This window comes from Nocardioides sp. JS614 (genome assembly GCF_000015265.1).
Classification (GTDB): Bacteria; Actinomycetota; Actinomycetes; order Propionibacteriales; family Nocardioidaceae; genus Nocardioides.
The window spans coordinates 3,274,017-3,288,892 of sequence record NC_008699.1; the positions used below are offsets into that span (position 1 = coordinate 3,274,017).

Annotated in this window: 14 protein-coding genes; 8 read left to right on the forward strand and 6 right to left on the reverse strand. The window is 74.1% G+C overall.

The features are described 5' to 3' along the window. Positions 1-5 precede the first annotated feature (5 nt). Positions 6-1,280 carry a DUF58 domain-containing protein gene (locus NOCA_RS17060; RefSeq protein ID WP_011756510.1) on the forward strand — a complete coding sequence of 425 codons (1,275 nt, stop codon included), beginning with the start codon at positions 6-8 and terminating at the stop codon, positions 1,278-1,280. Beyond that, on the forward strand, positions 1,280-3,676 hold the full coding sequence (locus tag NOCA_RS17065) for a transglutaminase family protein (protein WP_011756511.1): 2,397 nt from the start codon (positions 1,280-1,282) through the stop codon (positions 3,674-3,676). The genes NOCA_RS17060 and NOCA_RS17065 overlap by 1 nt, the downstream gene beginning before the upstream one ends. A gap of 21 nt (positions 3,677-3,697) precedes the next feature. Here the strand turns inward: NOCA_RS17065 and NOCA_RS17070 are convergent, their stop codons facing one another. From NOCA_RS17070 to NOCA_RS17085, 4 genes are all read right to left on the reverse strand, one after another. Continuing rightward, complete coding sequence (locus NOCA_RS17070; RefSeq protein WP_011756512.1) at positions 3,698-4,159, reverse strand: DUF3040 domain-containing protein; 462 nt, start codon at positions 4,157-4,159, stop codon at positions 3,698-3,700. A 146-nt stretch (positions 4,160-4,305) separates the two neighbouring features. After that, positions 4,306-5,064, reverse strand: coding sequence for a methyltransferase domain-containing protein (locus NOCA_RS17075; RefSeq protein ID WP_011756513.1), 759 nt, complete (start codon positions 5,062-5,064; stop codon positions 4,306-4,308). A gap of 33 nt (positions 5,065-5,097) precedes the next feature. Continuing rightward, positions 5,098-5,529, reverse strand: coding sequence for an SAV_6107 family HEPN domain-containing protein (locus NOCA_RS17080; protein WP_011756514.1), 432 nt, complete (start codon positions 5,527-5,529; stop codon positions 5,098-5,100). 203 nt (positions 5,530-5,732) lie between these two features. Then, entirely contained in the window at positions 5,733-6,182 is a 450-nt protein-coding gene (locus NOCA_RS17085) for a hypothetical protein (protein WP_011756515.1), read from the reverse strand. A 57-nt stretch (positions 6,183-6,239) separates the two neighbouring features. Between NOCA_RS17085 and NOCA_RS17090 the strand changes: the two genes are divergently transcribed. The 3 genes from NOCA_RS17090 to NOCA_RS17100 are packed head-to-tail and all read left to right on the forward strand — an operon-like array spanning position 6,240 to position 8,398. Then, on the forward strand, positions 6,240-6,713 hold the full coding sequence (locus NOCA_RS17090) for a YbaK/EbsC family protein (protein WP_011756516.1): 474 nt from the start codon (positions 6,240-6,242) through the stop codon (positions 6,711-6,713). Further along, on the forward strand, positions 6,713-7,069 hold the full coding sequence (locus NOCA_RS17095; RefSeq protein WP_011756517.1) for an ArsC/Spx/MgsR family protein: 357 nt from the start codon (positions 6,713-6,715) through the stop codon (positions 7,067-7,069). Before NOCA_RS17090 ends, NOCA_RS17095 begins: the two co-directional genes overlap by 1 nt. 30 nt (positions 7,070-7,099) lie before the next feature. Continuing rightward, the gene (locus tag NOCA_RS17100; protein ID WP_011756518.1) at positions 7,100-8,398 is read left to right on the forward strand and encodes a phytoene desaturase family protein; all 1,299 of its coding nucleotides are present in this window, start codon (positions 7,100-7,102) and stop codon (positions 8,396-8,398) included. A 19-nt stretch (positions 8,399-8,417) separates the two neighbouring features. Here the strand turns inward: NOCA_RS17100 and metF are convergent, their stop codons facing one another. Beyond that, complete coding sequence (gene metF / locus NOCA_RS17105; RefSeq protein WP_011756519.1) at positions 8,418-9,308, reverse strand: methylenetetrahydrofolate reductase [NAD(P)H]; 891 nt, start codon at positions 9,306-9,308, stop codon at positions 8,418-8,420. A gap of 64 nt (positions 9,309-9,372) precedes the next feature. Between metF and NOCA_RS17110 the strand changes: the two genes are divergently transcribed. Further along, positions 9,373-10,449, forward strand: a complete 1,077-nt coding sequence (locus tag NOCA_RS17110; protein ID WP_011756520.1) for a polyprenyl synthetase family protein — start codon at positions 9,373-9,375, stop codon at positions 10,447-10,449. A gap of 41 nt (positions 10,450-10,490) precedes the next feature. On the opposite strand, the gene NOCA_RS17115 is transcribed toward NOCA_RS17110, so the two are convergent. After that, on the reverse strand, positions 10,491-10,862 hold the full coding sequence (locus NOCA_RS17115) for an Rv2175c family DNA-binding protein (protein WP_041546629.1): 372 nt from the start codon (positions 10,860-10,862) through the stop codon (positions 10,491-10,493). Between the two features lie 185 nt (positions 10,863-11,047). Between NOCA_RS17115 and pknB the strand changes: the two genes are divergently transcribed. Continuing rightward, positions 11,048-12,961 (forward strand): Stk1 family PASTA domain-containing Ser/Thr kinase, encoded by a 1,914-nt coding sequence (gene pknB / locus NOCA_RS17120; protein WP_172419848.1) that lies wholly within the window; start codon positions 11,048-11,050, stop codon positions 12,959-12,961. Positions 12,962-13,175: 214 nt separating this feature from the next. Further along, a complete protein-coding gene (locus NOCA_RS17125; protein ID WP_011756523.1) occupies positions 13,176-14,561 on the forward strand; it encodes a DUF222 domain-containing protein in 1,386 nt (461 codons plus the stop codon). The last annotated feature ends 315 nt before the right edge of the window (positions 14,562-14,876 follow it).

The window sequence follows — 14,876 nt, forward strand, 5'->3', positions numbered from 1 at the left end:
CTGCGATGAGAGAGGCGCTGGCCGGGCTGACGGTCCGTGGCCGGGCGTTCCTGGCGGCCGGCATCACCGCCGTCGTGTGCGCGATCGCCCTCGACCAGACCGCCCTGACCCGGATCGGCGTGCTCGTCCTGGTCCTCCCGCTGCTCACGGCATGGGTGGTGGGGCGCAACCGGTACCGGCTGGCCCTGGTCCGCACGGTCACTCCACAGCTGGTCGCCGCGGGCCAGCCGGCCCGGGTGTCGCTGGCCCTGAGCAACGAGGGCCGTACGCCGAACGGCGTGCTGCTGCTGGAGGACCAGGTGCCCTACGTGCTCGGCACCCGCCCGCGCTTCGTCGTCGAGGGCATCGGCTCCGGCTGGCGGCAGACCGTCAGCTACCAGGTCCGCTCCGACGTGCGCGGCCGCTTCGAGATCGGGCCGATGTCGGTGCGGGTCACCGACCCCTTCGGGCTGGTCGAGCTGGGCCGCACGTTCCGCACCACCGTGCCGCTGACCGTGACGCCACGCACGGTGCCACTCCCCCAGATTCCGCTCGGTGGCGCCTGGACCGGGTCCGGTGACAACCGGCCCCGCGCCTTCGCCACCGGCAGCGCCGAGGACGTCACTGTCCGGGAGTACCGCCAGGGCGACGACCTGCGCCGGGTGCACTGGCGCAGCTCGGCCCGGCTCGGCGAGCTGATGGTGCGGCGCGAGGAGCAGCCGTGGCAGTCCCGGGCGACGCTGGTCCTCGACAACCGGGTGCTGGCCCACCGGGGACAGGGCATCGCATCCTCGCTGGAGGCGGCCGTCTCCGCCGCCGCGTCGATCGCGGTGCACCTGAGCCACCGCGGCTTCGCCGTACGCCTGGTCACCGCGCTGGGCGAGGACCCCAGCAGCGCCTGGCACCTGCGCGACGCCGACCTCAACACCGGGCCGCTGATGGAGGCCCTCGCGGTGGTGCAGGCGACCCACCAGTCCCGCCTCGACACTGCGTGGCTGGCCGAGGGTGCCCACGGCGGGCTGACGGTCGCCGTCTTCGGTGGCATCCTGCCCGCCGACCTCCCGGTGCTGCGCCGGATGCAGCACCAGGCCGGGTCGGCACTCGCGATCGCGCTCGACGTCGACGCCTGGACCGGCGCGCCGGCCGGCGTGGGCGCAACCCCGGCCCTCGGCCAGCAGGGCTGGCGAGCGGTGCCGCTCGGCCCGCGCGACCGGCTCGAGTCCGTGTGGCAGGAGCTCGGGCACACGAGCGCGCAGCGCTCCCGCGTCGTCAGCCGGAGTGCCTCGGAGGCGACCGTGTGATGGCCGCACTCACCCGGTCCCGCGGCAGCCTCTCGTCGAGCGCCCTCCTCGCGGCGGTGGCCGCCACGACCACGTTGGTCGCGGTGTACGCCTGGCGGGGCTTCACGCAGGCGCCCGGCGGCTTCTTGAACCCCTTGCTCCTGCTGGGAATCGTGGTCGCGGCGACCGGCACGGCAACCAGGTGGTGGCGGTGGCCCGGACCGGCCGTGGTCGCCGCCCAGGTCGTCGTCTCGGGCCTCGTCGCCAGCATGCTCATCACCGGGTCGCTGGTCCCGGGCACCGGCACCCTTGGCGACGTCCGGTCGGCGATCGTCGCGGCGCTGGACAGCTCCCGTGAGTTCGCGGCACCGGTGCCTGCCACCGCGCCGCCCATCGACCCGCTGCTGATCCTGTGCGGGCTGGCCTGCCTGCTGCTCGTCGACCTCCTCGCCTGCACGCTGCGCCGGGCGCCGCTCGCGGGCCTGCCGCTGCTGACGATCTACACGATCCCGGTGAGCCTGATCGAGACGTCGATCGCCTGGTGGGTCTTCGTCGGCACGGCGGCCGGCTTCCTCGCGATGCTCTTCCTCCAGGAGGCCGAGCACGTCAGCCGCTGGGGCCGACCGATCGCCGAGGACCGCGAGACCGGAGACCCGATCTCGCTCGGAGCCGGCGCGCACGCCGTTCGGCGTACCGCCACCGGCATCGGCGGGGCCGCCACCGCCCTCGCGATGGTGCTGCCGCTGCTCGTCCCGACCCTCGGCCTGCACGTGTTCGACTTCGGGCCCGGCAAGGGCGACGGGGACAACATCCGGATCGAGAACCCGGTGGCGGACCTGGTGCGCGACCTCAAGCGCGGCGAGGACACCGACCTGGTGCGGATCACCACGACCGAGACCAATCCGGCGTACCTGCGGATCCTGGACCTGAACCGCTTCACCGACGTCGAGTGGACGCCCGGCGACCGCGACGTCCCCACCAACCACGGCGCCGACGGCGCGCTGCCGCCGCCGCAGGGCGTCGACGCCGAGGTGACCCGGGAAGAAGTGCCCTACGACGTCACCATCCTGCCGGCGTTCGAGTCGCGGTGGCTGCCGACGCAGTTCCCGGCCAGCAACGTGCAGGCCGAGGGCGACTGGCGCTACGACTCGACCACGATGGACTTCCTGGCCGTTCCCGGGGACCTGACCACCGCGGACCTGCACTACACGATGAGCGCGCTCGACCTGGTCCTCAGCCCGAAGCGGCTGCGCGCGGCCGGTTCGTCCGTGGGCCAGGTCAGCGAGATCTTCACGGACCTGCCGCCGAACCTCCCGCTGGTCGTGCGCCAGCTCGCCGTCCAGGTGACCCAGGATCAGACCACGCGGTTCGACAAGGCGGTGGCCCTGCAGAACTGGTTCCGCAGCGAGTTCACCTACTCCCTGGAGACGCACGCCTCCGGCAACGGGTACGACGCTCTCACCACGTTCCTCGGCGACGGCCCCGACGGCCGGGTGGGGTACTGCGAGCAGTTCGCCTCGGCGATGGCCGTGATGGCCCGGGTGCTGGGCATCCCGGCACGGGTGGCGGTCGGCTTCCTGACACCGGAGCCGGACGGTCCCAACACCTGGGTCTACAGCTCGCACGACATGCACACCTGGCCCGAGCTGTTCTTCCGCGGCTCCGGGTGGGTGCGCTTCGAGCCGACCCCGGCCGACCGGGCGACCGGCGTGCCGTCGTACACGGTCTCCGGCCTGCCGGGCGGCCTGGACCCCTCCGACCCCGCGGCGACGCAATCCAGCACCAGCATCCCGGGGCCGTCGAACCGGGCCACCCAGACCGCGGACCCGACCGCCGACACCGGACAGAACGGCGAGGCCGACGCCGGCCTCGCGTGGGGACCGGTCCTCGGCGGCGGCGCCGGACTGCTGGTCGTGGCCGGCCTCCTGCTCCTGCCCCGGCTGGTCCGCCGTCGCCGGCGCGCGCGTCGCCTCACGGTGGCGGGACCGGAGGCGATCTGGGCCGAGCTGCACGACACCGCACTGGACCTGGGCGTGCCGTGGCCGGCGGGCCGATCCCCGCGGGCGACCCGCGACGTCCTCGTGGACCACCTCGGCCTGCCGGTGGACGCGACCAGTGCCGAGCGACCCGCCCACGGCGCCGACATCGCGCCCGAGGGGGCGGCGGCGCTGGACCGGATCGTGCTCGACGTCGAGCGGCTGCGCTATTCGCGCTCCCCCGCCGACGCCGACCGGCCCCGGCTCCGTGCCGACGGCCGGACCTGCATCGCCTCGCTGACCGGCGGCGCTCCTCGCGCGGCCCGGCGCCGGGCGACCTGGTGGCCGCGGTCGGTCCTGGCCTTCGTCAGCCGGGCGCCGCGGGCGGTCGCGCCGACCGTCGAGGCGAGGTACGGCGGGGTCGTCGACCACGCGAACTGACCGGACGCTGACGCGTCCTCGCTAGAACCCGCCCTCTTCGCGGCGGCGACGCCAGCGCTCGTCCATGCGCTCCATGAAGGAGTGGCCGGAGCGCCCGGAGTGACCGTGGCGGCGCGGGCGGCGGGACTTGCGGCCCGAGCGGCCGCCGTCGACGACGGTGAAGCCGCCTCGGCTGGGGTGCTGGAGGGTGCGCGGGTCGGGCGCCGGTGAGGCGGACTGGCCGCGCATCGCGGTCAGCGCGACGGTCGCGGAGCCCAGCATGATCACGAAACCGGCGATGCCGAGGGGGGTGATCTGGGCGACGGCGCCGGCCATCAGCACCACGACACCCAGGACGAAACAGGCGCCCGCGATGATCGCCCGGCGCCGGGCCGCGCGGCGGAACGCCGTGCCGCGCAGGGTCGAGGCGAGCTTGGGGTCCTCCTCGACGAGAGCACGCTCCATCTGCTCGAGCAGTCGGAGCTCCTCTTCCGAGAGTGGCACCGTTCCTCCCCTCAGGGTCATTCGCCAAGTGGTCGCCGCGTAGGTCGGCCAGCGCCTCAAGTCTAGGCAGCGGGTGGTCATCGCGGTAGGCGGGTTCGGGAAATTCGTGACCGAACCGTTCCCGGCCCGCGCGCCGGCGAACCGCGTCAGCGGGCGAGCAGGTGCAACTGGGTCGCCAGCGGGCGGAACTCGGCCCGTTCGGAGACCGCCCGCTCGAGGTCGACCAGGGCCGCGGCAGCCCCGGGCTCGAGGTCCAGCAGGGAGCCCGGGACCAGGTCGGCGAAGACCCGGATCCCGTGCACGGCGGTGACCTGGAACCCGGCGCCATCGACGAGGGCGGTGACCTCGTCCTCGGTGAACCTGCGACCGGAGCGGCCGCCGTGGTCCCGCGCCGGACCGCCGGGTGCCTGGTCGAGCATCGCGAGCGCCTGGGCGAAGTGCCCGGCCATCGCCCGGGCGACGACCGCGGCGTGGCGCTGGCCGACCAGGAGGCTGAGGGTGCCGCCGGGGCGCAGCACCCGGCGGAGCGTGGTGAGCGCGGCGCCGGGGTCGTCGACGACCTCGAGCACCCCATGGCACAGCACGACGTCCGCGGCGTCCGGGCCGGTGACGTCGAGGAGGGTGGACAGGTCGCCCTGCCGGCCGGCCACCGTGACCCCGGCCTCGCGGGCCCGGCGGTCCAGGGACGCGAGCGCGTCGGGGCTGGGGTCGACCACCGTCACCCGGTGGCCGAGCTCGGCGACCCGGACGGCGAACCCCCCGGTGCCGCCGCCGATGTCGAGCACGTCGAGCGCGGCGCCGTCCAGCGCCGGGAGCAGCGCGTCCCAGACCACCGACGTACGCGCCGCGGTGCGCCGTTCGCTGGGCCGTTCGCTGGGCCGTTCGCCGGGCCGGTCAGGAGGCATGGGGCAACCCTAGGACCCCCGAGAGCCGCTCCGTCAGCCGGCGCGCACCGCCGCCGCCCACGGCGAGGCCGCGGGATGCGGCACCAGGCCGAGCGAACGCTCCACGACGGCGAGGAACCGGTCGGCGTCGCGGACCAGGTCGTCGGCCTCGCGCTCGGAGACCGCGCGGGTCGAACCCGCCTCGGCGGCCGCCCGCTTGGCCGCGCCGGCGGCGAAGAACCGGGCCCACTCCGCCAGCTCCGGCGCCACCTCGGCCAGCAGCACCCAGGCGTTGCGCTGCGGGCGGCGCCGCGCCGGCTCGGGGTGGGCGCGGGCGGCGAGCAGCGCGGCGGCGGCGCGCAGCGCGGCGACGTGGGCATGCGCGTAACGGGCCGGGACGTCGGTCGCGGCGATCGCCTCGCTCAGCGACTCCGCGGAGCGCGCGAGGTAGGAGTGGGTGGTGGCGGGTAGGGCGTAGGGGTTCATCGAGGTCCTCTCCGTCGACCCCTGACCGGTGACCCCTGGCAACACCGGCGGACCGGCCCTCGACGGGGACGGGGGTCGAGGTCGTCCCCGCCGAGGTATGATCGAACATCTGTTCGAACACCATCACGGTACACCCCGCCGCCCCCCGGGCGTCAAGGGCGGGGTCGGCCCCGCGTCCGGTGCGGCGTGAGCACCGGACGGGGTCAGCGCGGCGGGGCCGATTCCGGCAGCGCGCGGGTGAAGGCCCGGGTGTCGGGGTGCCACAGCAGGACGGCGGCCGTCAGGTCCAGCGACAGGGCGACCACGGAGAGCACCAGGAAGAGCGTCGGTGGGTCGGCGCGCAGGCTCGCGAGCGTCGCGATCGCCATCATCACGACCAGCGCGCTGAGCAGCACCCTGGCCCAGTTGTGGCCCTGTCCGAGGAAGAGCAGCAGGATGATCGCCAGCACCGCGACCACCACGAACATCGTGATCGCCACGGGCGCGAAGGCGGGCGGCTCGACCGAGCCCAGGTCGGTCCGGTCCGCGGCCCAGGAGGCGTCCAGCTCGTCACCGAAGACCAGCGTCAGCAACGCCGTCACGCCGCTCGTCACGACCACGGCCACCAGCACCCAGATGGCGCCGGTCACGGCCACGGGCCGCTGCTCACTCATCCCCGCTCCTCTCCCCTGCTCGAACCGACTTCCTCGAAGACTCTAGGGTCTCGCAGTATGACCACCGAGCACCCGACGATCACGCGGTTCCGTGACGACCACCGGCGCCGGGGCGGCACCGGCCAGGTCGTCATCCTGCCCGACTCCGTGCACACCGCCGCGCTGGCCGCCGAGGCGCTCGGCTGCGAGGTGGGCGCGATCGCCAACAGCCTGCTGTTCGACGCCGACGGCTCGCCGGTGCTCATTCTGACCTCGGGTGCCCATCGCGTCGACACGACGAAGGTCGCGGCCGCGCTGGGTGTGACCAAGCTCAAGCGGGCCACGCCGGAGTTCGTGCGCGAGCACACCGGACAGGCGATCGGCGGGGTCTCCCCGATCGGGCATCCGTCGGAGGTCCCGACGTACCTGGACTCGTGGCTGCGCCGGTACGACGTCGTGTGGGCGGCCGCCGGGCATCCCGCCGCGGTCTTCTCGACGACGTACGACGAGCTCGCCGCGATGACCGGCGCGCCCACGATGGAGGTGGAGTGATGGAGATCTGGCTCAACCCGGCGTGCTCGAAGTGCCGCACCGCCGTGGCCGAGCTGGACGCCGCCGGGGTCGAGTACACCGTGCGGCGCTACCTCGACCAGCCGCCGACCGCGGCCGAGCTCGGTGAGGTGGTCGACCGCCTCGGCCTGGAGCCGTGGGACGTGGCCCGCTCGAAGGAGGCCGCCGAGGAGGGCATCGACCTGCCGCGCGACGCCGCGCACCGCGCGGACTGGCTGGCGGCGCTGGCCGCGCACCCCCGGGCGCTCCAGCGGCCGATCATCACCGCCGCGGACGGGACCACGGTGGTGGGTCGCGACGCGGACTCGCTGCGCCGGGTGCTCGACGCGGAGTCCTGATCCGGGATCCCGGGCTCTAGGGTTCGCCCCATGGCACGGGTCGTGGTGGCGGGTGGCGGCTTCGGCGGGCTCGCCTCGGCCGTCCGCCTGGCCAAGCTCGGCCACGAGGTCACGCTGGTCGAGCGCGCGGCCCGGCTCGGCGGCGCCCTGTCGGAGGTGAGCGCGGAAGGGTTCTCCTGGGACGCGGGCCCGACGTACACCCTGCTGCCCGCGGTGATCCGCGACCTGTTCCGCAAGTCGGGCCGGCCTGTCGAGCGCGAGCTGGAGCTGGTGCCGCTCGACCTGGTGCGCGAGCACCGCTTCGAGGACGGCACCGCCGTGCGGGTGGCGTCCGGCCGGGCCGCGCAGCTGCGCGCGTTCGACGACCTGGCGCCCGGGCTCGGCCAGCGCTGGGTCGACCACGTGGCGTCGTACGCCGAGGACTGGGACGTGCTGCGCCGCGGCTACCTCGAGAACCCGTGGCGGCCCGACGACCTGCCGGGTGACCTGGCCGCCCGTCTGGACAGCCGCGAGACGCTGGCCCGGCGGCTCAAGCGCACCTTCAGGGACGAGCGGCTGCGGATGGTCGCCGGGCACCCCCTGGTCGCCGAGGGCCACGACCTGCGCAACGTGCCGGCCTGGCTGGGCGTGACCGCCTACGTCGAGCAGCGCTTCGGCGCCTGGACCGTCGAGGGCGGGATGGCCCGCCTCGGCGCGGCGCTCGCCGACCGGCTGGCCACCCGGGGGGTCACCACGCTGACCGGGACGGAGGCCACCGACGTCGTGGTCAGCGACGGCCGCGCCGTCGCCGTGCGCACCACCGCCGGGGACCTGGACGCCGAGGTCGTGGTGTGTGCCGTCGACCCGCGCCGGCTGCCCGCGCTCGCGCCGTACGTCGTGCGCACCATGCCCGCGATCCCGCCGGTCGTCGTGCACGTCGGGCTCGACACCGCACCGGCCGACCTGCCCCACGAGCTGGTGCTGCACGGCGACCCGACCCTCGTGGTGCGCACCGGTGGCAGCGCCCCGGACGGCGGCGCCGCGCTCACCGTGCACGGCCGCGGCCGGCTCTCCGAGGACATCCTCCGGGCGCTGGCCCGGCACCGCATCGACCTGCGGCCCCACGTCGTCACCCGGGTGGACCGCAGCCCGCGGGACCAGGTCGAGCGGTGGAGCGGGTCGCCGATGGGGGTGCTCTGGCAGGGCCGGGCGACGGTGCGCCAGCGGCTCGGCCCGACCACGCCGGTGCCGGGCGTGTACGCCGCGGGCGCGCACGCCACCCCGGGCGCCGGGCTGCCGTTCGTGGGGCTCTCCGCGGCGCTGGTGGCGGCCGAGGTGGGGCCGGCCTGACCGAGCGGCCGCCGCGCGATCAGACGGGGAGGTTGAGGGCGGCGAAGATCTCGCGGGTCGCCTTGGACCGGTTGAGCGTGTAGAAGTGCAGGCCCGGCGCGCCCCCGGCGAGGAGCTCGTCGCAGAGCTCGGCCGCGATCGCGATGCCCTCGGCCCGCATCGCCATCGGGTCGCCGTCGTGGGCGCTGATCCGGCGGACCACCTCGGCCGGCACCTCGGTGCCGATCAGCTCGCCCTGGCGCCGGATGTTGGCCAGGTTCAGGATCGGCATGATGCCGGGCAGGATCGGCAGGTCCACGCCGCGGTCGCGGACCCGCTGGACGAGCGCGAAGTAGTCGGACGCGCGGAAGAACATCTGGGTGACGGCGAACTCCGCGCCGGCCCGGGCCTTCGCGACGAGCACGTCGGCGTCGTGGTCGAGCGAGGTCGCGGACGGGTGCCCCTCGGGGAACGCCGCCACGCCGACGCTGAAGTCGCCGCGCCCGCGGACCAGCCGGACCAGCTCCTCGGCGTAGGTCAGCCCGCCGTCGGTGGGCGCCCACTCGGCCCGCGGGCCCTCGGCCGGGTCGCCCCGCAGCGCCATCACGTTGCCGATGCCGGCCTCGGCGTAGGTGTCGAGGATCGTCTCGAGCTCGGCGCGGGTGTGCCCCACGCAGGTCAGGTGCGCCATCGCGGTCAGCGACGTCTCCGCGGCGATCCGCTCGGTGATCCGGACCGTGGAGTGTCGCGTGGTCCCGCCCGCGCCGTACGTCACCGAGACGAAGGTGGGCCGGAACGACTCGAGCTCGCGGATCGCGCACCAGAGCTGCTCCTCCCCCGCCTCGTCGCGCGGAGGGAAGAACTCGAACGAGAAGGACCGCTCGCCCTCGCGGACGAGGTCGCCGATCCTCCGGGTCCGCTGGTTCGCCATGGGCGACATCCTAGGTTCGGGACCGGCCGCCGCCCGGTGGCGTCCACTGGCTAGTCTCGGGGCCGTGAGGGCGAGCGAGGGCGACTGGGACAGCGCGTCCTTCCGGGACCGCATCCAGACCGCGGTCGACGCCTTCGTCGACGAGCAGGCCGGCCAGCTCGGCCCACTGGGCGGTGACGCCGCGCGGCTCGTGCGCGAGGCGCACACGTCGGTCTCCGGCGGGAAGCGCTTCCGGGCGGCGTTCTGCTACTGGGGCCACCGGGCGGTCGCCGCCGACGTACCCGACGAGACCGCGCTGGTGCGCGCCTGTGCCTCCTTGGAGCTGCTGCACGCCAGCGCGCTGGTCCACGACGACCTGATGGACGCCTCCGACACCCGCCGCGGCCACCCCGCCACCCACCGCCTGTTCGAGAGCGAGCACCGCGCGGCCGGCTGGCGCGGCGACCCCGAGCAGTACGGCGCGGCCGCGGCGATCCTGCTCGGCGACCTGCTGCTGAGCTGGGCCGACGAGCTGCTCCGCCGCTGCGGCCTCCCGATCGCCCAGGTCGCCCCGGCGTTGGAGGTCTTCGACCGCTGCCGCACCGAGGTGATCGCCGGGCAGTTCCTCGACGTGTCGGTGCAGGCCCGCGGCCGCGCGGACGTCGAGACCGCGATGACGGTGCTGCGCTACAAGTCGGCGAAGTACTCCATCGAGCGGCCGCTGCACATCGGTGCGGCGCTGGCCGGGGCGGGCCCGGAGACGATGGCGGAGCTGTCGGCGTTCGGGCTGCCGCTGGGCGAGGCCTTCCAGCTCCGGGACGACCTCCTCGGCGTGTTCGGCGACCCGGAGACGACCGGCAAACCGGCCGGCGACGACCTGATCGAGGGCAAGCGCACGGTGCTGGTCGCCCTCGCCCTCGACGCCGCGCCCCCGGCCGACGCCGCCCTCCTCGACCGCTCGCTCGGCACCGCGCTCACGGTCGAGCAGGTCTCCGAGCTGCGCCGCATCATCGCCGCCTCGGGGGCGCACGCCCAGGTCGAGGCGGTCATCACCGAACTGGCCACGCACGCCGTCACCGCGCTGGACAAGGCCGACATCCACGACGACGCCCGTCGGGTGCTGCGCCAGCTGGCGTCGGCCGCCACCCAGCGGGTGGTCTGAGCCCGACCGGTCGCGCGTGCGGCCGGCGTCCCGAGCTGCCGCTAGAGGGCCATCGCCTGGGCCCGGCGCTTGACCTCCGAGCCCCGGTTCTCGCGCAGGGCGTCGATCGGGCGACCGGGCAGGTCGTCGTCGGTGAACAGCCAGGCGATGCACTCGCGGTCGTCGTAGCGGCCGTCGTGCAGCATCGTGAGCAGCCCGGGCAGGCCCTTGACGACGACGCCGTCCTGGATGAAGGCGGCCGGCACCTGCTGGCCGGCGCCCGGCGTCGGCACGGCGGCGGCGAGCTCGTGCTCACGGATCATCGTGCGCACCTTCGCGACCGTGACGCCGAGCCGCCGGGCGGTCTCGGCCCAGTCCAGCCACTCGGGGACGAGGGCGGCGAGGTCGGCGTCGGCGAGTCGTGGCTGGTTCATGGCCACCAGTCTTCCACCGTGGCCCACGCCACGCCGGAGGCGGCTCAGCACGCTCCCGGGCCCCCGCGTCCGTACGATTGAGCAACCTGGTCCTTCCCCAACAGGTGCGCAGGAGGGTCGCTGTGCCGCCAGACCGGCAGTCAGATCGGCACGCCCACGCGGGCGCCGACGCGGCTGGCGACCCCATGACCGGCCGGCTGCTGGAGGGCCGCTACCGGATCGGCGCCCGGATCGCCCGCGGCGGCATGGCCAGCGTCTACGAGGCCACCGACATCCGCCTCGACCGCACCGTGGCGGTCAAGGTGATGCACCCGGGCCTGGGCGACGACGACGAGTTCGCCGCGCGGTTCGTGCGCGAGGCACGCTCGGCGGCGCGGCTCTCGCACCCCAACGTCGTGGCGGTCTACGACCAGGGCGACGACCACGGCACGGTCTTCTTGGCGATGGAGCTGGTCGAGGGCGTCACCCTGCGCGACGTGATCCGCAAGGAGAGCCCGATGCCCCCGGCTCGGGCGCTCGCACTGATAGAGCCGGTGCTGTCCGCGCTGGCGGCCGCCCACCGGGCGGGCATCATCCACCGCGACGTGAAGCCGGAGAACGTGCTGATCGCCGCCGACGGCAGGGTGAAGGTCGCCGACTTCGGACTGGCCCGCGCGGTCAGCGCCGACACCCAGCACACCGCGACCGGCGGGGTGCTGATCGGCACCGTCTCCTACCTGGCCCCCGAGCTCGTCGTCGACGGCCGCGCCGACGCCCGCGCCGACGTGTACGCCGCCGGCGTGGTGCTCTTCGAGCTGCTCACCGGCGGCAAGCCGCACGAGGGCGAGACGCCGATCCAGGTCGCCTACAAGCACGTCCACGAGGACGTCCCGGCGCCCTCCACGCTCGAGCCCGGGATCCCGGCGTACGTCGACGCGCTCGTCGCCCGCGCCACCGCCCGCGACCGCGGCCTGCGGCCGGCGGACGCCGGCGTGCTCCTGCACCAGCTGCACCGGGTCAGCCATGCGCTGGCCGAGGGCGTCCACGACGACCCGGACCTGACGGCCGACCTGACCCCGCTCCTGCTGCAGACCCAGCCCGTCGAGCTGGCCATCCCGGACGAGGCGGTCGTCGACCGGACGACGCCCATCCAGCTGCTCGAACGCCCTTCGGCCTCACCACCGTCCGCGGGACCGGAGCGGCGTACCCCGCCGCCGAGACGGCCACGACGCTCCCGCCGCGGCCTGGTCCTGCTGCTGGCAGCCCTGCTCCTGGTGGCCGGTGCCGGCGCGGGCGCCTGGTGGTTCCTCGACGGGCGCTACACCTCGACGCCCGGGGTGCTCGGCCTGACGAAGGCGGCCGCGGAGCAGCGGCTCGACGAGGCCGGCCTCGACGTCGCGTGGGGCGACAAGGCCTACTCCGAGACGGTTCCCGCCGGCCGGGTGGTCGCCACCGACCCGGAGCCCGGGTCGAAGGTGCTCGACGGCGGCACCGTCACCGTCGTGCTCTCGCTGGGCAAGGAGCGCTACGACGTGCCGAAGCTGAAGGGGCTGACCGTTGACCAGGCCCAGGACGCCCTCGCCGAGACCCATCTCGCCTTCGGCACCAGCACCGAGAAGTGGTCCGACACCGTCGAGAAGGGCGTCGTCATCTCGAGCTCGCCCAAGGCCGGGACGACGCTGCGCCCCGACGCCGCCGTCGACCTCGTGGTCAGCAAGGGCCCCAAGCCGGTCACGCTCAAGGACTGGGTCGGCAAGGACGCCGACGAGGCGATGGCCTGGGCCGAGGGCAAGGGGCTCGACGCCGCTGTCGCCAGCGAGGAGTACAACGACGACGTCGCCGCCGGCGACGTGATCTCGATGGACCCGCCCGCCGGCACCACGCTGCATCGCGGGGACAGCGTCTCGTTCGTCGTCTCCAAGGGCCCGCACCTGGTCGAGGTCCCCTCCGTGCGCGCGCAGGGGGTCGACGCCGCGACCGCGACGCTCGAGGCGCTCGGCTTCCGGGTCGTCACCGAGAAGGCCTCGGGCTATCTGGGCCTGGGCTACGTGTTCTCCCAGGACCCCGGCGGCGGCGAGATGGTGCCCTTCGGGTCGACGATCACCCTGACGCTCATCTGACGCTGACCCGGTCACCGCGCGGACCGTTGTCGGCCTGCGAGACGTCCGTGTTTGCGGTGGCGGGAACGAGATGACGTGGTCACCGTCGGCGGAGGTTGAGATGTGAGCGCAGCGAGCCTCGAAACCCCGCGCCCCCGCAGGACCTCGCACCCTCTCTGACCTGGGCAAACACGGGCTCGGAGGGACTGTCGGTGGCCCCTGTTGTACTGGTCTCATGAGCACGGCACGCGATTGGGCGGACCGGTCGGAGGAGCGGATCCTCGACCTGGCCGGTGCGTGCGCGCGGTCGATTCGTGACGCGGAGACCGAGCTGTTGCGGCTGGCGTATCAGTGGGCGATCGTGCACCCGGCGAACCGGCTGGATCCGGTCGAGGTGGACTTGCCGGGTCGCGAACGGGCGCGTCGGCTGGGTGGGGAGGGGACTCCGGAGGTGAGCGAGTTCGCGGCCGCGGAGTTCGGGGCCCGGATCGGCCGCTCACCGTATGCGGCGGCGTCTCTGATCGGGGACGCCCTGGACCTGCAGCACCGGTTCCCGCGCCTGTGGGCGCGGGTCGAGGCCGGGGAGGTCCGCGCCTCCTATGCCCGCTACGTGACCACCAAGACCCGGACCCTCGCCGCCGAGCAGGCGGCCTACGTCGATGCTCGCGTCTTCGAGTCCGCGGACGGGCGGCTGCCCTGGTCCCGGTTCGAGGAGCTGGTGGCCGGCACGGTCGCCCAGGCCGCCCCCGAGGCGGCCCGGGAGAAGGAGGAGCGCGCCGCCAAGGCGAGGTTCGCCAAGAAGGTCCGCCGCACCGTCGCCGACCAGACCCATGGAATGGCCTCGTTCCTGGTGCACGCCGACCTGCCCACCATCGAGGCCATCGACGACTACGTCACCCAACGAGCCAAGCAGCTCGCCGACACCCTGCCCGACGCCCCCCACCTGCAGAGTGAGGATGACCGGCGGGTGCACGCCTTCCTGCTGCTGGTCTCCGGCGCGCCGGCCGACACCGACCTGGCGGACCTGCTGCCGCAGGTGTGCCTGTACGTGCACACCTACGCCGACCCCGACGCCGACCGCACCCAGAGTTCCGAGGGGATCGTCCGGGTCGAGGGCCATGGTCCGGTCACCCAGGCGTGGGTCCGCCGGTTCCTCGGCCCGCACGCGCGGTTCACGATCCGTCCGGTCCTCGACCTCGCCGACCAAGCCCCGGTGGATTCCTACGAGATCCCCGACCGACATAGGCGGGCCGTGCATCTGATGACGCCGGCCGACACCTTCCCCTTCGCCTCCTGCACCTCACCGGGCATGCAGATCGACCACACCATCCCCTACGACCAGGGTGGTGTCAGCGGGGTGGGCAACTACGGGCCGATGACCACCCTGCACCACCGGATCAAGACGCATGGCGCGGGTTGGCAGGTCAAGCAGCCCTTCCCCGGCATCTACATGTGGCGCGACCCCCACGGCGGCTTCTACCTCGTCGACCACACCGGCACCCGCCGCCTCACCGACGCGTCCACCGAGGACCAGCCAGCACCGCCGCCGCGCAAGCCCATGGTCATCGAGCTCTGGCACAGCCCCATCCACATCGAGATCGCCGACGACTTCGCCGCCTAACTGAGTCGTTTAGGTCGACGTCATTGGCGGCGGTATGACGCGGCTTTGTCTAGCCCATGAGTAGCCGGCATGCGGGAAGCATTCACGGCGGCGGGGTGGGCCGCCCGTCGACGTAACGTTCAGTTCAGCGCAGCCTGCAGACAGATGGCCCTGCGCGCGCCGTCGAGAACCGCTTCTGCGTGGTGCCGTGGCTCGTGTGACTGGTGTGTCCTGGTCGCGCCGGTCGGCTGGCGAGGTTAGCCGTCGCCGGGATGCGCCTGGATTCGAGGCGCGGTCCAGTGGCGCGGGTCGGCGCGCGCGTGACGTGGTACGGGG